Here is a 25,130-nt window from a genome sequence, read left to right on the forward strand (position 1 = left end):
CCAAAGCAAGCGGGAGAAAGGCCCTTCACGATGAATCTTACCACGCGCGCCGACGCCGTGGCGGCGCTCCGCGCCCACTACATGCCGGAATTGCTCAAGGTCGAGGACTTCGAGGCGTTCGAGTCGATCGTCGCCTCGAACGGGAAGTCCCTGCTCGCGGGGATGATGGCGGCCTGCCTTGCCGGGTTCGACGAATCGCTGCGCGGGTCCATGCCCCGCGGCTGGTCGGCCCACCACAGGGCGAGGCGCAAGCTCGCCACGCTCGTCGGCCCGGTCGAGTTCGAGCGCACCGTGTTCGTCGACGAGTTCGGGAGGCGCCACGCCCTGCTCGACGAGCTGCTGTCGATCCCGCCCCGGTCGCGGTTGTCGCCCGGCGCGTTTCTGTGGCTGGTAGGGCGCGCGGCCGAGGAGTCCTACCGCAAGACGGCGGCCGCCTTCCTCGCCGAGACAGGCTGCCGCGTGTCGCACGTGGCGGTGATGGGGTGCGTGCGCAGGGCCGCGGAGCTGCTGCGGCGCCGCCAGCCGCCGGCGTCGGGGCGGATAAGCCAGCCGACGCTGTTCCTCGAGGTCGACGGCCTGTGGGTCCACCTGCAGAGCCCCGAGCACCGCGACGAGGCGCTCCCGCGCTTCTTGTACGAGCAGGCGCGCAAGGCGGCGTCGTTCGAGCTGAAGCTGGCCGCGCTCTACGCCGGCAAGAAGGAAGTCGCGCCCGGCCGCTTCGAGAGGGGCGGCCTGCGCCTGACCTGCGCCGATCTGCCGCCGCAGGGGTTCTGGGACGAGGTCTGGGCGATGCTGTCCGCCGAGTACGACCCGGATGACGTGGGGACCCTGTGGGTCGGCGCCGACGGCGGCAAGTGGTGCGGGCCCGGGCGCATGGCCGAGATGGCCCCGGAGCCGTGCCGGGTCAGGGGGTCGCTCGACCCGTTCCACGTGATGCAGAAGGTCTGCCGCGCCTTCCCCGAAGGGCCGCGCCGCGAGTGGGCGGCGGGGCTGGCCCGCCGCGGCCGGCCGCTGCAGCTTGCCCGCATGTGCGGGCGCGTTTTGCCGAAGATCAAGGACGCCAAGCGCCGCGACAGGGTCCGCGACCTGCGCGGGTACATGCTGAACAACGCCGACTGCGTCGTGTTCCCGAAAGAGTCCATGGGCACCATGGAGGGCACGAACGCCTATGTCGGCGCCGCCCGGATGAAGGGGCGCGGCATGTCGTGGTCGCGAAAGGGCGCCGAGGCGATGTGCCTGGTCAGGTGCGCTCTCGCGGAGGGGCGGCCGCTCGTCGCGCCGAAGTTCCCCGCGCTCTACTCGAAGAAGGAGGAGAGGGCCGCCGAGAAGTTCCTGGCCAAGAGCCTGTCGCGCGGCCCCGGGTCGTGCGGGTCGGGCTGGGCGCCGCCGCACCAGGCGTCCACCTGGGCGATGAAGTCCAACGCGCGCTTCCGCGCCGGGTCGTGCTAGAATGCGGTCGTCCGCAGCGCCGATGGCGCCCCGATCCCCGTCGCACCGGCAAGGCTTCTGGTCGGCTTTTCCCGCAAAACTTAACTCGCACGGGGAGCGCCGTTTTTGCCCGAACGAGTCTTATCATGTGCTATTGATAGGGGAAAGTGTCATGTGCGAGGCTGAGCGCATGCAATGCGATGTGGTTCCCGTCGATGTTCATTTGGAATTGCCGGGTCGAATTAAGACTGCTCGCACTGTTTCTTTTATTGACGAGCATATGGTCGAGGTTGGCTTGTGCGAATCTAAGGCGCCGACTCTTCTTGACGCTGGAATGGCGACGAACTTCGTGTTCAAACTCGATTGCTGTACTCGCGAAGTTATGGAGCGAGTCAATGCGGCGAACGTGTCGGCCGGGCTCGAAAAATGCGTGAATACGCTTAATGGCGAATGTGATTTCGGTTTCTATCGCGTCGCGTGCTCGACATTCGATCGCAATCTGCGGCTAGTTGATAGTCGATTTCCGCAGGTGCTTGCGAATGCGTTGCTGCGATACTTCTTTGGCGAGGGGACGACATGCCTGCAAATCGTTGATGCCATGGAACGCGACGATGTGCTTGGAATCGGCGAAGGCATGTATAAGCACCTGTTTAAAAAGTTTCTCTGTGCCGTGGCGCTGGGTATGGAGCCGGCGGAAGAATGGAATGGGTGTGATGATGCTTCGAAGGGCTATGTAATTGTCTGCGACGATGGCGTGTCGGTAGTATTTAATGCTTACAACAGAGATGCGCTCGGAAGTTATTTGCTCGGTAATACGCGATTTGAGGCAGTGTCGATTTCGGAGTGTGACCATGGGTTGGTTTATGAACATGATGGCGAGTACTTTATTAACCTAAGCCTACAAATTGGGTTTCCGTAAGCTTGTCGTAGTGTCGAGAGTAATATATTGTGCGAAAGACAATATAGGGAGGTTCCTATGAACGAGATTAAGTGTCCGCATTGTGGGACGGTGTTTCAGGTGGACGAGTCGGGCTTTTCGGACATCGTGAAGCAGGTGCGCGACGCGGAGTTCAATCGGGAAATCGAGCGCCGCGAGAAACTTTTCGCTGAACAGCGTGAACAGGCGGTGGCGCTTGCGGGCGAGAAGGTGCGCGGGGAGGCGCGCGACGAGATCGCTTCCCGCGATGCGGAAATCGCGAAGCTGACCCAGAACCTCGACACGATCAAGCGCGAAAACGACGCGGCTTCCCGCGCTGCGCAAGCTGAGCAGATTGCGGCGCTCTCCAAAATCACTGCGAGCAAAGATGCCGAAATCGCAGAGCTCAAGTCGAAGCTCGCTCGCCTCGCCGACGAGCGCGCATCCGACGCGCGCGTGACCGAGGCCGACCATAAGCGAGCCTTGGCTGACGCGACTGCCTCCCGCGATGCGAAGATCGCCGAGCTCATACAGAAGCTCGAGGCCCAAAAGACGTCCTTCGCGACCGAGAAGGAGCTCGCTGTCACGCAGGTACGGACCCAGGTCGAGCGCGAGCGCGACGACCTTGCCGCGCAGGTGAAGCTGAAGGCTGCCGAAGGCGAGCAGAAAGTGAGTGCGCTGCGCGAGGAGATGGCGACGAAACTTCGCGCAAAAGATGAGCTCATCGCTTACAAGGAAGAGGAAATCGCCCGCTACAAGGAGATGAAGGCCCGCCTTTCCACCAAGATGGTGGGCGAGTCGCTCGAGCAGCACTGCGAGATCGAGTTCAACAAGATGCGCGCCGCCGCCTTCCCGAAGGCATACTTCGAGAAGGACAACGACGTGGTGGACGGCACGAAGGGTGACTTCGTGTTTCGAGAGGCCGACGACGAGGGCAACGAGGTCGTCTCCATCATGTTCGAGATGAAAAACGAGAGCGACGATAGCACGCACAAACACAAAAACGAGGACTTTCTGAAAAAGCTCGACTCCGATCGCAAGAAGAAAAACTGCGAGTACGCGGTGCTCGTGACGATGCTCGAGCCCGAAAACGAGCTCTACAACGAGGGTATCGTCGACATGAGTTACCGCTACGAGAAGATGTACGTCATCCGTCCGCAGTTCTTCATCCCGATTATCAGCATCCTGCGCAACGCCTCACTTTCGGCGCTTTCCTACAAGGCCGAGCTCGCCGAGGTGCGCAACCAGAACATCGACATCACGCACTTCGAGGAGCAGATGGAGGACTTCAAGACGAAGTTCGGACGCAACTACGACCTCGCGAGCCGCAAGTTCCAAACCGCCATCGAGGAGATCGACAAGACCATCACGCATTTGCAGAAAACCAAGGATGCGCTGCTGTCATCGGAGAACAACCTGCGCCTGGCGAACAACAAGGCGCAAGACCTTACCATTAAGCGTCTGACCAGGAACAATCCAACAATGAAATCGATGTTCGCGGAACTTGCCGAGGCAAAGGAAGCAAAAGCGGCGGGCGATGTGGGCGAAGGCTTAGAAGACGAGGCGGCTGCCGAGTAGCGCTGAGCCCGTGACCTCTGAGGCTTTATCGACGGGGAAGGCGGAGTGGACCTGAGGCTTGCGTCGCCATCTTTCGTACAATTTGCTGGGTAGTACTTGGAACATATGTTCGTATCTGATAGACTGTCCGCATGGAATACAAGGATATGACATACCTGCTCTCCTCGCGGCTTGGTGGGGAACTGGCGGGCCGCGGCTCGGGCCTCGATGCGGAGGCGGATGATGCGGGCGACCCGCGCGCTCGGGTTGCGCTTCCCGACGATGCGGTCCCAACCCTCAATGCCGCACAGCTTGAGGCCGTTACTTCGACGGAGGGCTACGTGCGCGTCATCGCCGGTGCGGGAACGGGCAAGACGCGCGCCCTTACGGAGCGCTTTGCATACCTGGTGAACGACCTCGGCATCATGCCGGGAAACATCCTGTGCGTCACCTTCACCAACAAGGCCGCGAACGAGATGCGCCACCGCATCCGTGCGCTCACCGGCGACAACGACACGGGCTTCATCAACACCTTTCACGGTTTCTGCGTCTCGGTGCTGCAAGAGGATTCGCACGCCGTTCAATACCCGAAGAGCTTTCTCGTGCTCGACAACGCCGACATCGATCAGATGCTTCAAATCATCTACGACGAGCGGGGACTTACGCTGCGCGATATGACGTTCGGTCGCGCGCGCGACATGATCGAGATCATGAAGCTCAAGGATCGGCCCGATTACTACCGCGATCTGCTTGCCATGCCGCTCGCCTCCCTGCGCGAAAAGTACGAGCAGGCAACCGACGTGCACGACATCATTTTCTACGGATATCTGTATCAAGAGAAGAAGTGCTTCGCCTTCGACTACAACGACCTTATTGTCGTCGTGCTCTACATCTTCGATCAGCATCCTGATATTCGGCTGAAATGGCAGAAGCGCCTGGAATACGTCATGGTCGACGAGTTCCAGGACATCGACGCGTTGCAGTACGAGCTTATGAGTGTGCTCGCCGGCTACCATAAAAACCTGTTTGTGGTGGGCGACCCCGACCAGACCATCTACACCTGGCGCGGCGCTGATGTACGCTTCCTTCTTGATTTCGACAAGGCGTTCCCGGACACGCGCACTATCATGATGCTCGAGAACTATCGCTCGACCCCCGAGGTCATTGCGGTGGCGAACTCGCTCATCGAGAAGAATCGCCAGCGCATCCCTAAGGATCTGTGCGCTTGTCGCACCCAACACGGGCCTACGGTGTGGCATCACGCGAAAACCTCCGACGATGAGGCGAAATGGATTGCCGAAGGGGTGCGCGCGCTCCATGATGGGGGCATACGTTATCGCGATATGGCGGTGCTCTACCGCGCGCACTACGCATCGCGCCCGGTGGAGGAAGCGTTCTTGAAGGCCGAGATCCCGCATGCGGTGTATTCGGGCGTGCCGTTCTACGGGCGCAAGGAAATCAAGGACTCCCTCGCTTACCTGCGGCTTGTCTCGTACCAGGACGACCTCTCCTTCATGCGCGTGGCAAACGTTCCCAAGCGCAATCTCGGGCAGCGCCGCATGGCGTTTCTTAAGGATTACGCCGAGGCGCACGCGTGCTCGCTTTTCCAGGCGCTCGAGCAGACGATTGAGGATGAGATATTCAAACGCACCAAGGCGAAGCAGCTCGTGGCGCTCGTGCACAAGTTTCGCGGATCGTTCGAGGGCAGGCCAGTGTCGGAGGTGCTTGCGGCTCTCATTAATGAAAGCGGCTATGAGCAGGCGCTTCGTACGGGGGGAAGCCAGGAGCGGCTCGACAACGTGGCAGAGCTCAAACAGTCGATCTACGAGTTCGAGAGCAACTGCGGGGAGGAGGTGACGCTTGAGCACTACCTTTCCCATGTGGCGCTGCTCACCAATGCCGATGCGCTCGACGAAGCTCAGGACAAGGTGCGCCTTATGACCATCCATGCCGCTAAGGGCTTGGAGTTCCCGCACGTCTTTCTGTGCTCGCTTTCCGAGGGGGTGCTCCCGTCGCGCAAGACGAAAACGATCGAGGGAATGGAAGAGGAGCGCAGGCTTGCGTTCGTCGCGGTGACCCGGGCACGGGACGGGCTCTATCTTACCGAGGCGGCAGGCTTCTCGCATGAAGGCTCGCCGCGCCACCCGTCGCGCTTCTTGCTCGATATCGACCAGGGCGCTCTGCAGTTCTCGAACAAGCCAAGCGACGAGGAGCTATCCTGCGCGCGGGCAGCGTACGCCGCAAGCGACAAATGGATGGCCGGCATGGCGGCCGATGTGCGCTTCTCGCCGGGCGACTGCGTGCTCCACAAGGCGTTCGGGCGGGGCGTCATCGAACGCCTCGACGAAGAGAAGCGCGCCTACATCGTGCATTTCGACTCGCTCGACACGCCGCGCGCTATTTCGTTTCGGGCGAAGCTCGATGCGGTCGACGCCTAGGGAAACGCTGAGTGTGTAGCGAAAAGCCAGGCGGGCGCATGCCGTCGCGCGCATTTGCTACACTTCGTGGTATGGGAGAGAGCAACGTGAAAGAAACCCAAGCGGAGAAGATCGCGCGCATTAAGCGCGGTCTCGATGCTGTGCCGACCCTGCCCGGCGTGTACCTCTGGAAGGACAAGGACGGCCAGGTCATCTACGTGGGCAAGGCGAAGCAGCTGCGCGCCCGCATGCGCCAGTACGTGAACTTCCAGGACGACCGCGCGAAGATCCCGCTGCTCGTCGACCAGATCGACTCGTTCGAGTACATCGTCGTCGGCAACGAGCACGAGTCGCTCGTTCTTGAGAAGAACCTGATCAACCAGTACGCCCCGTTCTTCAACGCCGATTTCAAGGACGACAAGTCCTACCCGTTCATCGCGCTCACGAAAGGCGACGTGTTCCCCGCCATCAAGTACACGCGCGAGAAGCACAAGCCCGACACGCGCTACTTCGGACCCTACACTGATTCGCGCGCGGCCCGCCGCATGGTCGACATTGCGCGGCGTGTCGTGCCCCTGTGTGCGACGTCGTGCGCCGATTGGCGGAATCTCTCGCGCCGTCTTGAGAACGATCCGCTCGCGATGATGAAAACCGACGTGCGCCCCTGCTTCGATTGCCATGTGGGCTTAGGCCCCGGCGCATGCTGCGGACGCATCACCCCCGAGGAGTACGCCGTGAACGTGCGCCGCATCGAGCGCTTCCTCGCGGGGCAGCACCGGGAGTTCCTCGACGAGCTTTCGGCCGAGATGGCCGACGCGGCGGCCGAGCTCGACTTCGAGCGCGCCGCCCGAATCAAGGCGCGCATCGACACCATCAATTCGCTCACCGACAAGCAGCATGCGGTGTCCGCCCATAACCTGAACGCCGACGTCGTGGGCCTTTTCCGCGAGGAGACGGTCGCGGGCGCGCACGTGCTCGTCATCCGCGAGGGGCGCATCATCAACTCCAACGAGTTCGTCTTGAACCGCGGGCGCGACGTTCCCGATCAGGACCTTCTCCACAACTTCCTCCTGCGCTACTACGACACGACCACTTCCATTCCCCACGAGGTCATCGTGCGGGAGCTGCCCGAGGACGAAGAGTCGATGGAGGTGTGGCTCACCGAGAAGCTCGCGAGCGCGCACGGGGCGAAAGTGCGCTTCACAGCTCCGCAGAAGGGGGAGAAAGCGGCGCTTGTCGACATGGCGGAGACGAACGCGAGGCACACGCTCATGCGCTACAAGGTGCGCACGAACTACGAGGACAAGCGCGTGAACGATGCGCTGCTGCAGCTCGAGAGCGCGCTTGCGCTCGACGCGCCGCCCATGCGCATCGAGTGCTTCGACATCTCGACGATTCACGGATCCTATACGGTCGCGTCGATGGTCGTGTTCACGGGTGGCAAGCCCGACAAGAACCAGTACCGCCGCTTCAAGATCAAGACGCCGCTCGACGAGGCGAACGACTTCCTCTCGATGCAGGAGGTGATGAGCCGCCGATACTGCGCCGAGCGTATGGCCGACGAGCGCTTCGGCAGCAAGCCCGACCTCATCATCCTCGACGGCGGCAAGCCGCAGCTGTCGGCTGTCATGGAGATGTTCGACCAGATGGGGATCGACGACATCGCGCTGTGCGGCCTGGCGAAGCGCGACGAGGAACTCTTCGTCCCCTGGCAGGACACGGGTCCGGTCGTTTTGCCCTCGGGGTCGGCGTCGCTCTACCTCGTGAAGCAGGTGCGCGACGAGGCCCACCGGTTCGCTATCACCTTCCACCGCGAGCTCCGTGGCAAAGGCATGACGGCGAGCATCTTGGACGAGGTCGCGGGCTTGGGTCCCGTTCGCAAGAAAGCCCTGCTCAAGCATTTCAAATCCTTCAAGAACCTGAAGGCGGCGAGCTTGGCGCAGATCAAGGAGGCCCATGTGGTGCCCGACGAGGTCGCCGAGGAGCTCCACAAGGTGATCGAGCAGTATAATAGCGAGCGAAAAGATGAACTGGTCGTCGGCGGCGAGTAGGGGGTTGCACACCATGGATGCACAGCATGAGAACCGCGAGGAAATTCCCGAGGACGAGTACGAGGACGGCGCTGAGAGAGCTTTCGAAAAGGATACGATCGCGCTCGAGGACATGCCCGAGATCGTCATCGTCACGGGTATGAGCGGCGCCGGGCGCACCGAGGCGATGCACGTCTTCGAAGACCTGGGCTTCTTCTGCGTCGACAACCTGCCGGCGAGTCTTATTGGGAACCTGCTCGCGCTCAAGGGCATGCCCGGTCAGCCCGATGCGAGCCGGCGCCTTGCTGTGGTGTGCGACGCGCGCAACCGCGATTTCTTCCCCAACTTGAAGGGCGAGGTCGAAAATCTCGAGCACAAGGGGATCGACGTGTGCGTGCTGTTCCTCGACGCTGCGGACGACAAGCTCGTCGCCCGTTACAAGTCCTCGCGCCGCCGCCACCCGTTGTGCACTGACGGCACCACCATTGCGCAGGGCATCGAGCGCGAGCGCCAGATGCTCTACGACCTGCGCGAGATGGCGCATCATGTCGTCGACACCACCGACATGCTCCCGCAGCAGTTGCGCGAAACCATCCGCTCGATCTTCGCCCGCGGAAACGAGCGTCGCGGCCTGGCGATCACGGTGTACTCGTTCGGCTTCAAGCACGGCGCCCCCACCGACGCCGACCTCGTCATGGACGTGCGCTTCCTTCCGAACCCTTATTACGATCCCGACCTGCGCTTCCTCACAGGTCTCGATGCTCCTGTTCGCGATTTCGTGATGTATCGCGAGGAAACCGTCGAGTTCGTGAAGCGCTGGCGTGCGCTGCTCGACTGCGTCATGCCTGGATACGTCGCCGAAGGCAAGCAGCAGCTCGCCATCGCCATCGGCTGCACGGGCGGGCAGCATCGAAGCGTTGCCATCGCCGAATCGACGGGTGATTACCTCAAATCGAACGGCTACCGCGTATCAGTTGCCCACCGCGACCTGAAGCTCGCGCCCCGCGCCGCCCGGGAGTAGGTTGTATGAAGAAGAAGCGTCCCTTCATCCAGGATCCCTCGGCGACCGCGGCCTTCGCGGCGCTGCGCGATTTGCCTTTGCCCCGCGCGGCCCGTGCTCCCCGCGGCGACAAGCTCAACGCCGTCGTCATCGGCGGAGGCACGGGCGCGCCGGTTTCCATCCGAACGCTGCTCTCGCTCGGCGTGGAAACGAGCGCCGTGGTGGCCATGGCCGACGACGGCGGCTCGACCGGCCTTTTGCGCGAGGAAGCGGACGTGACGCCCCCGGGCGACGTGCGCAAATGCATCCTCGCGATGGCGGCCGACCCGAAAGACCCGCTCACCTGCGCGTTCAAGTACCGTTTCCCCATCGCGAACAACCATTCGCTCGGAAACTTGATGCTGGTCGCGCTCGAGGATGCGTGCGGGTCGTTCCCCGAGGCCATTTCCGTGTGCGAGCGCATGCTCGACGCGCGAGGACATGTGTACCCCTCGACGCTGACCCACGTCACGCTCGCTGCGAAGACGCGCGGCGGCGAGCTGCTCGAGGGCCAGGCGGTCGCGTGCCATTCCGATATCGCGCTCTCGCGCGTCATTCTTCGAGGCCAAGGCGCGATCGAACCCTACGCTCCAGCGCTCGACGCCATCCGCGAAGCCGATCTGATCGTGCTCGGCCCCGGCTCGCTGTTCACGTCCATCATCCCGAACCTGCTCGTGCCTGGCGTCGTCGAAGCCATCCGCGAATCGAAGGGCACGACGGTGTTCGTCTGCGGTCTGGCCGACGTGCAGGGCGAGACGCTCAACCTAAGCGCCCGCGAGCACGTCGAGGCGCTGCTCGATCACGGCATGCGCGGCCTTCTCGATTACGTGCTCGTGCATTCGTCTCAGCCGCTTTCGCCTGACCAGAACGCTTTCGCCCCCTCGGCGGCCGATCCCCAGGAGTCCGCGGGTATCCACTCGGTCGCGGTCACCTACGACGACGTCATGGCCATCCAGGCCCAAGGCCCGCGCGTTATCGTTCGCGATCTGGTCGACCACAAGCGTCCGACCTGGCATGATCCGGAGGCTTTCCGGGAAGCGCTTTGGGGGGTGCTCAAACTATGTCGTTCACGGCGGAAGTAAAAGACGAGCTCGCGCGCGTTCTGCCCGAGTGCTCGCATTGCGGGAAGGCGACGCTCGCCGCGCTCGTGCGCATTGAGGGCACGCTGTTCGTCTCCGGCCCTGGGCGCTATCGCGTCGAAATCGCCACGGATGTGCCGAGCGTTGCGCGCCTCGTGATCAAGCTTTTGCACGGCATCTACCAGCTTCGCACCGAGCTCACCGTGCGCCGCAGCGTGCTTCATAAGACACCGAACTACCTGATCGAGGTGCCCGCGCAGCCCCATCTGCCGAAATCGCTGCTCGATCTGGGCGTCATCACCGAGGAAGGCGGCCTGGAAGTCGGCATTCGCCCCGACATCGTGGCCAAGCAGTGCTGCGCCGCCGCCTACGTGCGCGGCGCGTTTCTGGGCAGCGGCTTCATCGCGAACCCGCGCGGCGATTTCCACTTCGAGATCACGGTCGAGTCCGAATCCCTCGCCGAGGGGCTTGTTGCCCTGCTCGCCGACAAGGGGATCAAGGCGCGCATCATGCAGCGCCGCAGCTCGTATATGGTGTACCTGAAGTCGGGAAACGCGATCCTCGAGTTCCTCGCGTTCGTCGGCGCCCATCAGTGTGCGCTGCGCCTCGAACAGGAGCGCGTCGTGAAAAGCGTGCGCAACGACGTGAACCGCATGACGAACGCCGAGATCGCGAACCAGGCGAAGTCGTCGTCCGCGGCGGTCGACCAGCTCTTCGCCATCCGCACGGTGCTCGAGGCGCACGGCATGGAGAACCTGCCGCCCGCGCTGCAGGAGTTCATCCGCCTGCGTGTGAGCTTCCCCGACGCGAGCATCAAGGAGCTCGGCGAGCGCGCGAACCCGCCACTTTCCAAATCGGCGGTCTATCATCGCATTCGGCGCATCGAGCAGCTTGCGCGCGAAGCCGCAAACCGAAAAGGGTAGCGGCTCCGCAGGCAATTCGCCCGAAGACGGCATCCATTCGCGCAAGGTCGGCTAGACTGACTCTGTGCGTCAAGGAAAGTAATCCTTCGAAAGGAGATTTGCATGGCAATCAAGGTAGGCATCAACGGTTTCGGTCGCATCGGACGCCTGGCGTTCCGCGCGATGGTGAAAGATCCCGCGATCGAGGTTGTCGCCGTGAACGACTTGGGCGACATCCCCACGATGGCGCATCTGCTCAAGTACGATTCCGTTCATGGACGTGCCTTCGACACGGTTGAGGTCACCGAAGAGGGCTTCGTGGCCGACGGTTATGCCGTGAAGGTTCTTTCCGAGCGCGACCCCAACAACCTTCCCTGGGGCGAGCTGGGCGTGGAAGTCGTCGTTGAGTCCACGGGCATCTTCAAGACCGGCGAGCTCGCAAGCGCTCACATCAAGGCCGGCGCGAAGAAGGTCGTCATCACGTGCCCCGCGAAAGGCGAGGACGCCACCATCGTCATGGGTGTGAACGACGGCGAGTACGACGCCGAGAAGCACAACATCATCTCCAACGCTTCCTGTACGACCAACTGCCTCGCACCGGTCGCGAAGGTTCTCATGGAGAACTTCGGCATCAAGCGCGGCTACATGAACACCATCCATTCCTACACCAACGACCAGAAGATTCTCGACCTTCCGCATAAGGACCTGCGCCGCGCTCGCGCTGCAGCCATGTCGATGATCCCGACCACCACGGGTGCTGCCCGCGCAGTCGCCCTCGTGCTTCCCGAGCTCAAGGGCAAGCTCGACGGCTTCGCCACGCGCGTCCCGACCCCCGACGGATCGATGGTCGACCTGACCGTCGAGCTCGATCGCGAGGTCACGGCCGAGGAAATCAACGCTGCGATGAAGAAGGCCGCCGAGGGCGAGCTTGCCGGCATCCTCGAATACACCGAGGACCCGATCGTTTCCATCGACATCGTGGGCAACGACCACTCTTCTATCTTCGACAGCGGGCTTACCATGGTCATGGGCGGCAAGTCCAACCTCGTGAAGGTCGTTTCTTGGTACGACAACGAGTGGGGCTACTCGAACCGCGTGAAGGACCTGGTGAAGATTCTTCTGTAATCGGAATCACGCATGATCGGGCGGCTTCTTGCCGCCCGTTTCTTTCTTGAAATAGGAGATTCAATGGCATCAATCAAGACAATCGACGATCTCGATGCGCGCGGCAAGCGCGTGCTCGTGCGTGTCGATTTCAACGTTCCTGTGTCCGACGGCGTCGTGACCGACGACACGCGCATCAAGGCGGCACTGCCGACCATCAAGAAGCTTGTTGGCGACGGCGCGCGCGTCATCCTCATGAGCCACCTCGGTCGTCCGTCGGGCGAGGGCTTCGAGGAGAAGTTCTCGCTGCGCCCAGCTGCCCTGCGCCTGGCAGAGCTTCTCGGCAAGCCGGTCGCATTCGCGAGCGACACGGTGGGCGAGGACGCGCAAACGAAGGCGGCGGCGCTTTGCGAGGGGGACGTGCTCCTGCTCGAGAACCTGCGCTTCGACAAGCGCGAGAAGAAGAACGACCCGGCGTTTTGCGAGGAGCTCGCCAAGCTCGGCGACGCCTACGTCAACGACGCGTTCGGCACCGCCCATCGCGCGCACGCTTCCACAGCAGGCGTCGCGGCGCTGCTTCCGGCGTACGCGGGCTACCTCATGCAGCGCGAGGTGTCCACGCTCTCAGGCATGCTCGAGAACCCGAAGCGCCCCTTCGTCGCCATTCTCGGCGGCTCGAAGGTCTCCGATAAGATCAAGGTCATCGACGCGCTCATCGACAAGTGCGAGACGCTCGTTATCGGCGGCGGCATGTGCTTCACGTTCCTTTTGGCGGAAGGCAAGCAGGTCGGCACCTCGCTTAAGGAAGACGAGTGGGTTGCCCGCGCCGGCGAGATGATGGAGAAGGCGGCCGCTCGCGGCTGCAAGCTGCTCCTTCCCGTCGACGTCGTGTGCGCCGACAAGTTCGCTGAGGATGCGAATACGCTCACCTGCTCGGTTGATGCCATTCCTGCCGACATGATGGGCCTCGATGTCGGTCCCGAGACTGCCAAGCTCTATGCTGATGCCATCGCTGACGCGCAGACGGTGTTCTGGAACGGCCCCATGGGCGTGTTCGAGATGGACGCGTTCGCGGCTGGCACGAAGGCAGTGGCGCTCGCGGTGGCCGCGAACAAGGAGGCCGACACGGTCATCGGCGGCGGCGACTCGGTCGCTGCGGTCAACAAGTTCAACCTTGCCGACCAGATGACCTTCATCTCGACCGGCGGCGGCGCAAGTATGGAACTCGTGCAGGGTGAAGCGCTTCCCGGCGTCGAGGCGCTGCGCTAAACTGGCGGTATGCAAAGAGGGGAGGCGGCAAGGCGCGCGTGGCGTGCTTTCGTCTCCCCGTTCTTTTTCGCGGAAAGGACTAGCCATGGCAAGAAAACCCATGATGGCCGGCAACTGGAAGATGAACAACGCCATCGGTGAGGCAGTCGTGCTCACCCAGGAGATTTCCAACAACTGGTGGAAGGACTGGGAGGACAAGGTCGACGTCGTCATCTGCCCGCCGTTTGTCGACTTGAAGCCGGTGAAGACGGTGCTCGAGTTCGATAAGACGAAGATCTTCGTCGGCGCGCAGAACGTGTACTGGGAGGAAGCCGGCGCGTTTACCGGCGAGGTTTCCGTTCCGATGATTCGCGAGTGCGGCTGCGACTATTGCATCGTTGGGCATTCGGAGCGCCGCGGGCTTTTCGGCGAGACGAACGAGGACGTGAACAAGAAGGTGCGCGCACTTCTGGGCGGGCGCTTGAAGCCGATCGTGTGCGTGGGCGAGTCGCTCGCCGTGCGCGACGAGGGCACGACGAACGAGTACGTGTGCGCCCAGGTGAAGGCTGCGTTCGCGGGCGTTGATGCCGAAGACGCCGCGAAGTGCGTCGTCGCCTACGAGCCCATTTGGGCCATCGGCACCGGCCGTACCGCGACGCCTGAGCAGGCAGAAGAGGCGTGCGCGGCAATCCGCGCGCAGCTCGCTGTGCTTTTCGGCGAGGAAACGGCACAGGCCATGCGCATCCTCTACGGTGGCTCGATGAACCCCGGCAACGTCGACGCGCTCGTTGCCGAGCCCGACATCGACGGCGGGCTTATCGGCGGCGCGAGCCTCAAGTGCGATTCCTTCATCCAGCTCGTGAAGGCGGTCATGCAGTAATGAGCGTTCTCGATTCGTCTGCGCGCGAAGGCCTCGCGCTTCCCGTATGCCTCGTTATCATGGACGGCCTCGGGCTTGCGCCCGCAGGTCCCGGCAACGCCATCTCGCTCGCGCATACGCCGTTTCTCGATAAGCTGTTTGCGGGCGAGTGCACGCGCCTTCAGGCGTCGGGCGAGGCGGTCGGCCTGCCCGAAGGCCAGATGGGAAACTCCGAGGTCGGGCACTTGAACATCGGTGCCGGCCGCGTCGTTCATCAGGAGCTTACGCGCATCAACCGCGCATGCCGCACGGGATCCATCGACGAGAACGAGGTCATCAACGCATGCCTCGATGTGTCTCGGGCGTCGGGCTGTGCGCTGCACGTGATGGGGCTGCTCTCCGATGGCGGCGTGCATTCGAGCAACGAGCATCTCTTCGCGATTCTCGAACATGCGGTCTCGCGCGGGCTTGAGGATATCCGCGTCCACTGTTTCCTCGACGGGCGCGACGTGCCGCCTTCGAGCGGCGAGGGCTATGTTGCCGAGCTCGAGCAGCTCATCGTCTCGAAGGGCTGGGAGAGCAAGGTTCGCATCGCGTCGGTTTCCGGGCGCTATTACGCGATGGATCGCGACAAGCGCTGGGACCGCGTGCAGAAAGCGTGGGAGGCAATCGTGCGCGCGACGCCTTCTGTCGACTGCGGGGCGTGCGACGTGGTGGCGGATTCGTATGCGGAAGGCGTCACCGACGAGTTCGTGGTTCCGCGCGCGCTCGATTCACGTGGAGTCCGCGACGGAGACGGCGTCATCTTCTTCAATTTCAGGCCCGATCGTGCGCGAGAGCTGACACGAGCGTTCGTCGACCCCGCGTTCGATGGGTTCGAGCGGCCTGTGTTCCCGCAGGTGAACTTCGTCTGCCTGACCGAGTACGATCCCGATATTCCCGCACCGGTGGCGTTCCCGAAGGAGTTCCCTGACAACGTCTTAGCCGACGTGCTCGCGACGCGGGGCCTTCGCCAATACCATATCGCGGAGACCGAGAAGTATGCGCACGTCACGTTCTTTTTGAACGGCGGTCGTGAGGAGCCCAAGTCGGGGGAGGAGCGCCAGCTTGTCGCCAGCCCCAAGGTTGCCACCTACGATCTGCAGCCCGAGATGAGCGAGCCTGAGGTCGCGCGCGATTTGGCGCAGGCTATCGCTGCCGCCGCGGCTGACGTGTACATTGTGAACTTCGCGAACTGCGACATGGTGGGGCACACGGGAGTCATTCCTGCGGCGGTCGCTGCCGTCGAGGCGGTCGACGCTGGCGTTGAGCAGGTTCTTTCTGCAGTGAAGCGAGCGGGAGGGGTAGCGTTTGTCACCGCCGACCATGGTAATGCCGACAAGATGCTCGCCGAGGACGGTTCTCCCCATACCGCCCATACTACGGCGCCGGTTCCCTTCGCGCTGGCTGATTTCTCAGGGCGCGGGCTTCGCCTTTCGGGTGAGGAGGGTGCGCTTTGCGATATCGCCCCGACGATGCTGGCGGCAATGGGCGTAGACATTCCCCCCGAGATGACGGGAAAGAGCCTGCTTGCCTGATTTGTTGACGGATTTTGCGGACGATTCGTGTAGGGGGCTCCCTCGGTCAGGATTTGACGGAGGAAGCCCTTGTCTCGTTATGTCGTTTCCCGTATAATCTATAACTTGCGTATGGTTGCGTACGATGCGCAACAGGTAGTAACCGAGTAACGAAAAGAGTAACGTTTTGAATCCATTGCTCATCCTCATGCTGATTCTGCTGGTCATCTCCGGCATTGGCTTGATCATCTTCATCTTGCTGCATTCTGGCAAGGGCACCGGCATCTCCGATATGATTGCCAGCTCGGTGTACTCCACGCAGACGGGTACGAGCATCGTCGAGAAGAACCTCGATCGCATCACGATCATCTTCGCGATTATTTTCATCGTGTCTCTTCTCGTTCTGATGGTCGTTTATCCTCAGGGATCGATTGCTCGATAAGGAGTGTCTCCCCTTAATCTTAAAAAATATGAGATTAGGGGTTGCGCAATGAGGTAGAAAGGCGTAATATACTACCTCGCGACGCGGACATGGCTCAGCTGGTAGAGCACCACCTTGCCAAGGTGGGGGTCGCGGGTTCGAACCCCGTTGTCCGCTCCATTGTCATGAACGGGCTGGTCAAGCGAATGTTTGATCAGCCCTTAAAATGACAGACGCCAGGATGGCGACGTGGCCAAGTGGTAAGGCAGAGGCCTGCAAAGCCTTCACCCCCGGTTCGAATCCGGGCGTCGCCTCCAATTTTTGACAATCGTCTCGCGAAAGCGAAACGAACATATGCGGACATGGCTCAGCTGGTAGAGCACCACCTTGCCAAGGTGGGGGTCGCGGGTTCGAACCCCGTTGTCCGCTCCAGAAACTCAAACGACTTGGTCATCCGACTGGGTCGTTTTTTTATTTCCTGCATGTTGCCTGAACCGAGGTTATTTCTTTCGAAGCTTTATATTTCGGCTTATAGGGACGAGGGCTTATATAATCACGAACCAAAAAGATCTGTTCATGGTACTTTTGGTGCCCCGTGACTCTTCTGGGAGCTTCTCAGGGTGCATTACTGGTGGCGAGGGTGCGTTTCCGTTCTTTCGCATTACCGCTACGGAGCGAAGCTCTCATTAGCCTCTTGGCTTGAAATGTGGTTTCGTCATTTTGCTTAAAGGGAGGCTTTGGCGAAAACCGAGGTATCTATTGCTGCTGCTTTAATTTGGGGCTTAGCCGTGGATTAATTCGACTTCCAGCGAGTACTAACGAGCGAACAGATAGGGAGCATGTTGAAAGCGTCGGGAGACGTTGGCGGCAGATGGTGACCAAACTATGGTCAGGATGCCTGGAGTACCCAAGTCTGCGAAAGTGCTCCCCTTGAAAAGCAAAAAAGCCAGGCACTTTGCCTGGCTTTTGGATTCATGGTGGGCGATACAAGATTTGAACTTGTGACCCCTACCGTGTCAAGGTAGTGCTCTCCCCCTGAGCTAACCGCCCATGATTTGTTTCCGCTCCGTGTTTCTGCTTGGCGCGTCAACAAGACGATAGTTTACCAGAACGAGAATCTTTGCCAACCCCTAATCTCAACTTTTTTGAAAAAGTTTGGTAGGGTGGGAAATCCGCCCAAGTAGCAACCCGTTTCGCACCTTGAAATGTCTTGCCGTGAGCGGCGTTCTAAGGCCGCCTTCCGCCCCTTACTTCGTCATGCGCACGCCAACGTAAATCGCGGTGTCGGGCAGTCCCTTAATCTTGTAGACACTCGACAGCGGAATCGCGGAAACTCGCCAGTTGTACGTCGTCCCGTTCGCCTCGATCGTGCCGGAGCGATAGGTGTTCCCCGCATTATCGGTGCCCGAGTCGGCGATTGGCGCCTCAGCGAGCCCTGAAGCCGCCATAGCATTCTGAATAGCCGCATCCACGCCGCCCGACGAGAAGTCCGCGAACTTCAACCTCGTGTCAGTCGTGCCCGAACGGTTAACCGAAAGCGTCCACGAGCCCTTCAGAAGGCGCGAGGCGTCCGTCGCCGAAAGGCTCGATATGCCGCTCGCGTACATAACGCCGGCCTCGGCGAGGGAGACGTCGCTCGGAAGCTTCATGATGTCGAAGCCACCATCGGGGTATTCGCCTTCCTTGGTCGTCTCGTAGGTGGTGTACCCAGCATCGACGAGCGTTTGCTTGATCGCGTCGTCGCTGCTTTCCATAAACGTCGTAAGGTTGGGGATGTCGTAACTCACGTCGCGCGCGAGGTTGTCTGCGACCGTCTGCTCCGCTCGAGCAGGTGCGCCGTAGACGCCGTCGAAGTACTTCGCGAGCATGAAGGCACCGATGAGGGCTGCAACAATGATGAAGACCCCGGCTAGGGCGTACGACTTGCGTGGGAGCTCGAACGGTCGCGCAAGGCTCGAGCCGTCGATATACTTCACGGAACCTTCGACGTCGGTGAACTCGGGCTCGTGGTTGCGATAGGGCGCATCTTCGAACTTATCGATTGTCATGCTTTGCTCCTGGATGGTTTGTGCATTTCGCCGATTATAGCATTGCCCGTTCATAGCTCCATGGTAGGATACCCACTGCCCGTGGGGGAGTAGCTGGCGCGACATACGCGCGGCACGTTCAACATCGTGGTTCGCCGCAAGGCGAATCTGGCGTGTCTGAAATAGCGAGACTCATGGCGCATCGATCAGGTCGGTGCGCCATGAGTCTTTTTTTATATCCCCGAGCATTTTGACGAGAAGGCCGGAACTGAAAAGGAGACGACGACAGTGGACCTTTCCATCTTTGCAAGTCCTGAGGCATGGATCAGCCTCGTGACGCTCATTTTTTTGGAGATCGTGCTCGGTGTGGACAACATCGTGTTCATCTCGATCACCTCGAATCGCCTGCCGGAGGAGAAGCAGCATATCGGCCGCAAGCTCGGCCTTGCCGGCGCGATGCTTTCCCGCTGTATCTTCCTCTGCTTCGCGAGCTATCTCGTACATATGGTTGCACCGCTGTTCACGATTGACCTCGGGTCCTTCGCCCATGGCTTCTCCGTGCGCGACATCGTATTGCTGCTTGGCGGCGCGTACCTTATCTACAAGGGCATCGACGAGATGCGCGACGTGCTCGCGCTCACAGAGGAGAAGGCGTCGCATTCCGAGGAGCACAAGGCGAAGCATCAGATCGGGCTTGGGCAGGCTATCGGAACCATCATGGTGATGGACATCGTCTTCTCGATCGATTCGGTCATCACGGCGGTTGGCTTGGCGAACTACCTCATCATCATGATTCTCGCGGTTGTGATCGCGGTTGTCATGATGATGGTGTTCATCGACCCGATTTCGGACTTCATCAACAAGCACACGGAAATGAAGATTCTCGCGCTCTGCTTTATCTCAGTTATCGGTATACTGCTCGTGCTCGATTCGCTTGGCATCAACTCGGGCATCGAGGTGCTTGACATGCACATGGAGAAGCTCATGGTGTACTTCGCTATGGTGTTCGCCTTCGTGCTCGAGCTCATCCAGATGCGCTGGTCGTCGAACTTTGCGAAGTGGAAGCAGGAAGTTGCCGCGAGCTCGACCTCTGCGAACGACGACGCGGTGGAGAAGACGGCGCGCGAAGAGGCTTCTGCGGACGTAAAGACTGTTGATGCGGGCGATGCTTCCAAGGGGGAGGGCGAGTAGCTCCCGTATACCGAAGGGCCTTTGGGCGGGTTTATCGAAGGGATTTCAAAAAAGTTGAAATTACCTCTTGCGCACTTAGCTGGTTCTGGTAATATATGCAACGTTGCGTTTGACGCAGCCGAGAAATTCGTCGGAGTGGTGGAACGGCAGACACGCTAGCTTGAGGTGCTAGTGCCCACTTAACGGGTGTGCGGGTTCAAATCCCGCCTCCGACACCATCGAAAAGCAAAGCCCCTCTTCGGAGGGGCTTTTTCTTTACCAAGAAGTCTTTTCTGATGAATGTGGGTGCTTGTTCTTGGGATTATAGGCATCCACCCTAAGTTCCTGCCGATGGAGGCATGCGGCTTATAGGGCGGCGTGCGGCTTCCGACCTGCCAACCGCCCTTCGAAGCTTATCTATTCCTCGCCGCCGGCCCAGGGGGCGGGTTTCGCGTCGTCCTCGGCTCCGAACAGCTCGACGCATTCTTCGGACACGACGAAGCGCGCTGCACCGGGAAGGATGCGTGCCGCGAAGGGCGTCGTTGCCTTGGCGACCTCGCCATCGTATTGGATTTGCATCGGCGGGTCGGCTTCGACGACGACCTCCCTCGCCTGGAACGTCTCGATGGTCTCGGGGCTGTCCTTGAAATTGCCCTCGTGGTCGATGGCGCGCGCGAAGAGCGCCGGCAAAAGCCCGAACGCGTTTTCGGCCTTCAGCACCACGATGTCGAGCATGCCATCGCGCGGGCTGTTCTTGTTCGTGACCGAGATGTCGAATTGGATCTTCGAGAAGTTGACGATGAGAATTCCCAACCCCTCTTCCTCGATGGTCTCGCCATCGAGCGTGAGCGTGATCTTCGAGGTGGGAGGCAGGGGGTTCGCGAGCGCGGCGGAAAAGTACGCCATGGGGCCGAGCAGGCGTTTTGAGGGCTGCGCCCCCTTCATGATCGCCGCGTCGTATCCGGCGCCCGCCATGATGCCAAAGCCCTTCTTCACGGGCTCGCCGCCCTCCGCGTGAAATTCGATTTCTGCCATATCGAAATCGAGCGTGATTCCCGCGCGCAGCATCTTCGCGAGCGCATGCGGCTCGTTGGGGGATGCGAGGTTCAGCGCGAGAAGATTCGCGGTGCCAGCGGGAAATAGCATGACGGGAATTCCTGTGCCAGCCAGGGAATACGCGGTCGCTGTGACCGTTCCGTCCCCGCCGCTTGCGATGACCGCGTCAAAGTCGCGGGCGTCGGCGATCAAGCTTTCGAGCTCGGTCGTCCCGTCGGTCGAGCGCAGGCAAACCTCGTCGCCGTCGGCGGCAAATGATCGCACGAAATCGTAAATCGCGCCTTCTCCGTAACCAGACGCCAGGTTGTTCAGCACGAGTAGTTTCACAGATTCCCCTTCGATTGCTATTATGAGGATTGTAAAGCAACACGCGATTCAGGCGTGCTAGATAAGTAAGGAAACCATTTTGTACCTAGCCGACCAAGCGAGCCTCGAAGCGTTCGTCGAACGCGTCGCGGGCGCCGAGGTGCTCGCCATCGATACCGAGTTCCTCCGAGAGACCACCTACTACCCGAAGCTCTGCCTGCTTCAGATGGCGACCGACGACGAGGTCGCGATCATCGACCCGCTCTCGGTGGACGACCTTTCCGTGATCGCCCCGCTTCTCGAAGACGAGCGCACGATGAAGCTTTTCCACGCAGGCGGGCAAGACATCGAGATTCTTCTGCGCGAGGTGGGGTCGATGCCGCGCCCTCTCTTTGACACGCAGATTGCCGCGGCGCTTCTCGGCCATACGCAGCAGATCGGGTACGGCGCGCTCGTTCATGCCGTATGCGGCGTCACGCTCAAGAAGACCGACTCCTTCACCGATTGGTCGCAGCGCCCGCTTTCCGATTCCCAGATCGACTACGCGGCCGACGACGTGATCTACCTTCCGCGCGTGTATCGCAAGATGAGAAGCGAGCTTGAGTCGAAGGGGCGCCTCGGGTGGCTTGCCCCCGACTTCGAGGAGATGATGAACCCGGCGAAATACCACGAGGACCCGCGTCTGCGCTATCGGCGGCTAAAGCGCGTGGCGCAGCTCGATGAGCGGCAGCTGTGCGCGGCGCGCGAGTTCGCGGCCTGGCGCGAGGAGGAGGCTCGCAAGCGCGATATGCCGCGCAAGTGGCTTGTCTCCGACGAGCAGATTGTGGAAGCGTGCCGCCGCGATGCGCGTACGATCGACGACCTCTACATGGTTCGCGGCGTGCGGGAGAAGCTTCCCGTGCGCGATGCCCGTGTGGTGATCGAACGTATGAACAAGTCTCGCTCGCTCCCGAAGAACGAATGGCCCAACCTGGGGAAACCGTCGCGCAACGAGCGCAACGTCGACGCTTCGATCGACCTTATGGCGGCGCTTGTCCGCCTGCGCGCGAAGGAGAACGGGGTCGCCATGCAGACATTGGCGAGCCACAGTGACTTGGCGGCGCTTGCGCGCGGACACTCCGAGGGAAGCGATCTCATGCGCGGATGGCGATGGGCGCTTGTGGGCGAGGAACTCGTCGACCTCCTCGAAGGCCGCATTGCGCTGAGCCTGAACAAAGGCGAACTCGTCGTCGAGCGTCTGGGGTAGGGGCCTGCTCTCGGGGGCCGGCTTCGGCGTTGCGGAGGAGCGTCCAAAGGGGGACAGCTCACGCTGCCGGTGTCGCCCCTGCGCAGCGATTGCGGACGTTTCGCGTAAAGCGCCGCCGTGCGTTTGGGCGCGGGTCCGCATACGCTAAAGTGTACAATTGTTCGTAATAACGAGAAGCATCGTCTCCCCTTTGTGAAGGAGTGATTGGTACCTATGTTTATGGGTGGAAGCTACATCGCATTCATCGTCCTCACCATGGTGATTGGCTTGGGTGCTCAGGGGTATGTGAACAGGCAAATCTCCAAGTTCTCGCGAGTGAGGTCGTCCTTCGGCATGACCGGCGCCCAGATGGCGCAGCGCATGCTCGCCGACCACGGCATCACCAATGTCGCGATCAGGCAAGGTGGGGCGGGGCAGGACCATTTCGACCCGCGTAACAACTCCATCACGCTCGACCCCGAGGCCTACAACGGCACGAGCATCACGGCGATTGCCACAGCATGCCACGAGGCGGGCCATGCGTGCCAGTTCGCGCAGGGTTATACGCCCATGACGGTGCGCGGCGCGCTCGTCCCCGCGGTGAACCTCGCATCGAACGCCTGGGTGTTCCTGCTGATGATCGGCATCGTTTTGCAGCTTGAGGGCCTTCAGGTGCTTGCGATTGCCATGTATGCGGTTGTCTTGGTGTTTCAGCTGGTCACGCTCCCCGTCGAGTTCAACGCATCCCATCGTGCGATGGACTACCTGTCGGGCGTCGGAGTCGTCTCCGCTGAGCGCAAGGGCGCCTTCAACGTGTTGCGCGCTTGCGCTCTGACCTACGTGGCCGCGGCGCTCATTTCCGTGCTGCAGCTTCTGTGGCTTTTGGGCCAGCGCGAAGAATAGCTGCTATGGAACGCTGGGAGGAAAGTCTCAAGCGCGCTCGCAGCGCAGCGCAGGCAGCGGAGGGTCAAACGCGCGCAACTTCTCGCGAATATGCGTCTGAGCAGGCGAAATACGGGTCAACGTATGCGGTAGAATCCGCGGACGGGAAAGCCCAGGCAGAACCCGAGCCCCTCACCGTCTCGGGTGCCATGGCGCTTGCGAAAGGCGCGCTCGAGAACGTCACCGTGAAGCTTGTCGGCGAGGTGTCCGAGGTGTCTAACAAGGCGGGCTACAAGGCCGTCTACTTCACGGTGAAGGATCAGAAGGCATCGCTTCCCTGTATGATGTGGCTCAATCGCTACCGAGCATGCGGAGTCGAGCTCGATGTCGGCGCGCTTGTTGAGCTGACGGGGCGGTTCACTCTCTACGCGCCGAAGGGTCGCATGAACTTCGACGTGTTCTCGGTAAGCTTGGCGGGCGAGGGGAACTTGCGTATGCAGGTTGCGAACCTCGCGCGCAAGCTTTACGTGGAAGGTCTCACCGACGAGGCGCGAAAGCGTCCCGTTCCTGCAAATATCCAGGTTGTAGGCCTTGTTACCTCGCCTCGTGGAGACGCAGTGCACGATGTCTTGCGAACGCTTCGCCGTCGCTGGCCTCTTGCGAGGGTTCTCGTCGCGGGCGTGCCCGTCGAAGGTGCGCGTGCGCCGCAGGAGCTCGTCCGCGGCATCGATTGCGTGTCGCGCGCGGGTGCCGAGGCGGTTCTGCTCGTCCGCGGCGGCGGGTCGTATGAGGACCTCATGCCCTTCAACGACGAGGGGCTTGCGCGCGCCATCGCAGCATGCCCCGTCCCCGTGGTGACAGGCATCGGCCACGAGCCCGACACGACCATTGCCGACCTTGTGGCCGACGTTCGCGCTTCGACCCCGACTGGCGCTGCCGAGGCGGTGTCGCCCTCGTCGGCCGAGCTGTCGGGGAACCTCGTCGCCCGTGCGCGGGCAATCCACGACGGTCTCATCCGAAGGCTCGATCGTTCGCGCGTGGCCGTCGACCGCGTTGCCACCCGCCCAGTCTTCAAGGACTCGTCCTATCTGCTTGGCACCGACATGCAGACTATCGATTTCCTCTCCGAGCGGCTTGTACGCACCGAACCTGCCCGCATAGCGCGCGAGCGCGATTCAGTCGATGCACTCGCCGCCCGCCTCGCCCGCGCGCTTCCTGCGAACACCGAGCGAAATCGCATGGAGCTCGCTTCGCTTACCGTCCGCATGCGCGCAGCGGGCACAGGCATCGCGCAGCGAGATGAGGCGCGTCTCGAGACGCTTTCGGGCCGTCTCGCTTCAGAAGGGAAAAGCCTGGTCGCGCCCTTCGCTCACGAGGTTGGGCTTGCCGCCTCGCGCTTGAACGACCTTTCTCCGCTTGCCGTCATTGCCCGCGGTTACGCGATTGCCCGTACTGACGACGGGGCGGTGGTGAAGAGCATCGGTCAGGCGCCTGCGGGCTCGAAAGTCGCCGTGCAGGTGTCGGACGGCACGCTTTCGTGCACGGTGGACGCGGCAGCGCCCGCGACAGATGTCGCATCCGAATAGACTAACGACAGCAATCGATAAAGGAGAAACCCTATGGTAGAAGAGAAGCCGATCGGGGAGCTCACCTTCCGCGAGGCGATGGCGGAGCTCGACCGAATCGTGGGCGTGCTCGAGAGCAACTCGCTCGAGCTTGAGCAGAGCGTCACGGCCTATGAGCGCGGGGTGAAGCTGATCGCCTCGCTTAAGAAGCGCATCGACGGCGCCCAGCAGCGCATCGACGTCCTCATGGGCGAGCTGGAGAAGCCGGCAGACGACGAGGTCCGCGACACGACGCTGTCCTAGGCGCGAGCGACGGTTCTCTGCCGATAAACCTTGGACTCAC

At 61.4% G+C, this 25,130-nt stretch carries 20 protein-coding genes and 5 tRNA genes; 22 read left to right on the top strand and 3 right to left on the bottom strand.

All coding sequences use genetic code 11. The annotated features are described in order from the left end of the window. Positions 1-30: 30 nt before the first annotated feature. From Q0I65_RS00600 to Q0I65_RS00675, 16 genes are all read left to right on the top strand, one after another. Complete coding sequence (locus Q0I65_RS00600) at positions 31-1,449, top strand: UPF0236 family transposase-like protein (RefSeq protein WP_296058707.1); 1,419 nt, start codon at positions 31-33, stop codon at positions 1,447-1,449. A 151-nt stretch (positions 1,450-1,600) separates the two neighbouring features. Further along, on the top strand, positions 1,601-2,347 hold the full coding sequence (locus Q0I65_RS00605; RefSeq protein WP_296058710.1) for an HpaII family restriction endonuclease: 747 nt from the start codon (positions 1,601-1,603) through the stop codon (positions 2,345-2,347). Positions 2,348-2,404: 57 nt separating this feature from the next. Next, the gene (locus tag Q0I65_RS00610) at positions 2,405-3,922 is read left to right on the top strand and encodes a DUF2130 domain-containing protein (protein WP_296058712.1); all 1,518 of its coding nucleotides are present in this window, start codon (positions 2,405-2,407) and stop codon (positions 3,920-3,922) included. Positions 3,923-4,053: 131 nt separating this feature from the next. Beyond that, the gene (locus tag Q0I65_RS00615) at positions 4,054-6,339 is read left to right on the top strand and encodes a UvrD-helicase domain-containing protein (RefSeq protein WP_296058713.1); all 2,286 of its coding nucleotides are present in this window, start codon (positions 4,054-4,056) and stop codon (positions 6,337-6,339) included. Positions 6,340-6,425: 86 nt separating this feature from the next. Continuing rightward, positions 6,426-8,369 carry an excinuclease ABC subunit UvrC gene (uvrC, locus tag Q0I65_RS00620; RefSeq protein ID WP_296058715.1) on the top strand — a complete coding sequence of 648 codons (1,944 nt, stop codon included), beginning with the start codon at positions 6,426-6,428 and terminating at the stop codon, positions 8,367-8,369. A 112-nt stretch (positions 8,370-8,481) separates the two neighbouring features. After that, complete coding sequence (rapZ, locus tag Q0I65_RS00625) at positions 8,482-9,369, top strand: RNase adapter RapZ (protein WP_296059014.1); 888 nt, start codon at positions 8,482-8,484, stop codon at positions 9,367-9,369. Between the two features lie 5 nt (positions 9,370-9,374). After that, a complete protein-coding gene (locus Q0I65_RS00630) occupies positions 9,375-10,469 on the top strand; it encodes a gluconeogenesis factor YvcK family protein (protein ID WP_296058717.1) in 1,095 nt (364 codons plus the stop codon). Next, on the top strand, positions 10,448-11,389 hold the full coding sequence (gene whiA, locus Q0I65_RS00635; protein WP_296058719.1) for a DNA-binding protein WhiA: 942 nt from the start codon (positions 10,448-10,450) through the stop codon (positions 11,387-11,389). Before Q0I65_RS00630 ends, whiA begins: the two co-directional genes overlap by 22 nt. Positions 11,390-11,491: 102 nt before the next feature. Then, positions 11,492-12,493: a type I glyceraldehyde-3-phosphate dehydrogenase gene (gap, locus tag Q0I65_RS00640; protein ID WP_296058721.1), complete on the top strand. Its 1,002-nt coding sequence runs from the start codon at positions 11,492-11,494 to the stop codon at positions 12,491-12,493. A 63-nt stretch (positions 12,494-12,556) separates the two neighbouring features. Next, complete coding sequence (locus Q0I65_RS00645) at positions 12,557-13,741, top strand: phosphoglycerate kinase (RefSeq protein WP_296058724.1); 1,185 nt, start codon at positions 12,557-12,559, stop codon at positions 13,739-13,741. 85 nt (positions 13,742-13,826) lie between these two features. Then, the gene (gene tpiA, locus Q0I65_RS00650; RefSeq protein ID WP_296058726.1) at positions 13,827-14,600 is read left to right on the top strand and encodes a triose-phosphate isomerase; all 774 of its coding nucleotides are present in this window, start codon (positions 13,827-13,829) and stop codon (positions 14,598-14,600) included. Continuing rightward, complete coding sequence (gene gpmI / locus Q0I65_RS00655) at positions 14,600-16,156, top strand: 2,3-bisphosphoglycerate-independent phosphoglycerate mutase (protein ID WP_296058728.1); 1,557 nt, start codon at positions 14,600-14,602, stop codon at positions 16,154-16,156. The genes tpiA and gpmI overlap by 1 nt, the downstream gene beginning before the upstream one ends. Before the next feature lie 166 nt (positions 16,157-16,322). Continuing rightward, the gene (secG, locus tag Q0I65_RS00660) at positions 16,323-16,577 is read left to right on the top strand and encodes a preprotein translocase subunit SecG (RefSeq protein ID WP_296058731.1); all 255 of its coding nucleotides are present in this window, start codon (positions 16,323-16,325) and stop codon (positions 16,575-16,577) included. 83 nt (positions 16,578-16,660) lie between these two features. Continuing rightward, positions 16,661-16,736: transfer RNA gene (locus Q0I65_RS00665), tRNA-Gly, on the top strand. A 63-nt stretch (positions 16,737-16,799) separates the two neighbouring features. Further along, positions 16,800-16,873: transfer RNA gene (locus Q0I65_RS00670), tRNA-Cys, on the top strand. A gap of 39 nt (positions 16,874-16,912) precedes the next feature. Further along, a tRNA-Gly gene (locus tag Q0I65_RS00675) sits at positions 16,913-16,988 on the top strand. 543 nt (positions 16,989-17,531) lie between these two features. On the opposite strand, the gene Q0I65_RS00680 is transcribed toward Q0I65_RS00675, so the two are convergent. Further along, positions 17,532-17,606, bottom strand: a tRNA-Val gene (locus Q0I65_RS00680). 197 nt (positions 17,607-17,803) lie between these two features. Beyond that, on the bottom strand, positions 17,804-18,604 hold the full coding sequence (locus Q0I65_RS00685; RefSeq protein ID WP_296058733.1) for a teichoic acid transporter: 801 nt from the start codon (positions 18,602-18,604) through the stop codon (positions 17,804-17,806). A gap of 267 nt (positions 18,605-18,871) precedes the next feature. On the opposite strand from Q0I65_RS00685, the gene Q0I65_RS00690 reads away from it, so the two are divergent. Beyond that, positions 18,872-19,774 carry a TerC family protein gene (locus Q0I65_RS00690; protein WP_296058735.1) on the top strand — a complete coding sequence of 301 codons (903 nt, stop codon included), beginning with the start codon at positions 18,872-18,874 and terminating at the stop codon, positions 19,772-19,774. Between the two features lie 129 nt (positions 19,775-19,903). Then, positions 19,904-19,992: transfer RNA gene (locus Q0I65_RS00695), tRNA-Leu, on the top strand. A gap of 178 nt (positions 19,993-20,170) precedes the next feature. Here the strand turns inward: Q0I65_RS00695 and Q0I65_RS00700 are convergent. After that, a complete protein-coding gene (locus Q0I65_RS00700; protein WP_296058738.1) occupies positions 20,171-21,136 on the bottom strand; it encodes a diacylglycerol kinase family protein in 966 nt (321 codons plus the stop codon). Between the two features lie 79 nt (positions 21,137-21,215). On the opposite strand from Q0I65_RS00700, the gene rnd reads away from it, so the two are divergent. The 4 genes from rnd to xseB all read left to right on the top strand — a co-directional run bounded on the left by rnd (position 21,216) and on the right by xseB (position 25,090). Further along, positions 21,216-22,361 (top strand): ribonuclease D, encoded by a 1,146-nt coding sequence (gene rnd, locus Q0I65_RS00705; RefSeq protein ID WP_296058741.1) that lies wholly within the window; start codon positions 21,216-21,218, stop codon positions 22,359-22,361. A gap of 213 nt (positions 22,362-22,574) precedes the next feature. Continuing rightward, the gene (locus Q0I65_RS00710; RefSeq protein WP_296058742.1) at positions 22,575-23,243 is read left to right on the top strand and encodes a zinc metallopeptidase; all 669 of its coding nucleotides are present in this window, start codon (positions 22,575-22,577) and stop codon (positions 23,241-23,243) included. A 5-nt stretch (positions 23,244-23,248) separates the two neighbouring features. Then, positions 23,249-24,808 carry an exodeoxyribonuclease VII large subunit gene (xseA, locus tag Q0I65_RS00715; RefSeq protein WP_296058744.1) on the top strand — a complete coding sequence of 520 codons (1,560 nt, stop codon included), beginning with the start codon at positions 23,249-23,251 and terminating at the stop codon, positions 24,806-24,808. 33 nt (positions 24,809-24,841) lie between these two features. Continuing rightward, on the top strand, positions 24,842-25,090 hold the full coding sequence (gene xseB, locus Q0I65_RS00720; protein ID WP_296058747.1) for an exodeoxyribonuclease VII small subunit: 249 nt from the start codon (positions 24,842-24,844) through the stop codon (positions 25,088-25,090). Positions 25,091-25,130: the final 40 nt, after the last annotated feature.

The organism is uncultured Ellagibacter sp. (assembly GCF_934643285.1).
Lineage (GTDB): Bacteria > Actinomycetota > Coriobacteriia > Coriobacteriales > Eggerthellaceae > Ellagibacter.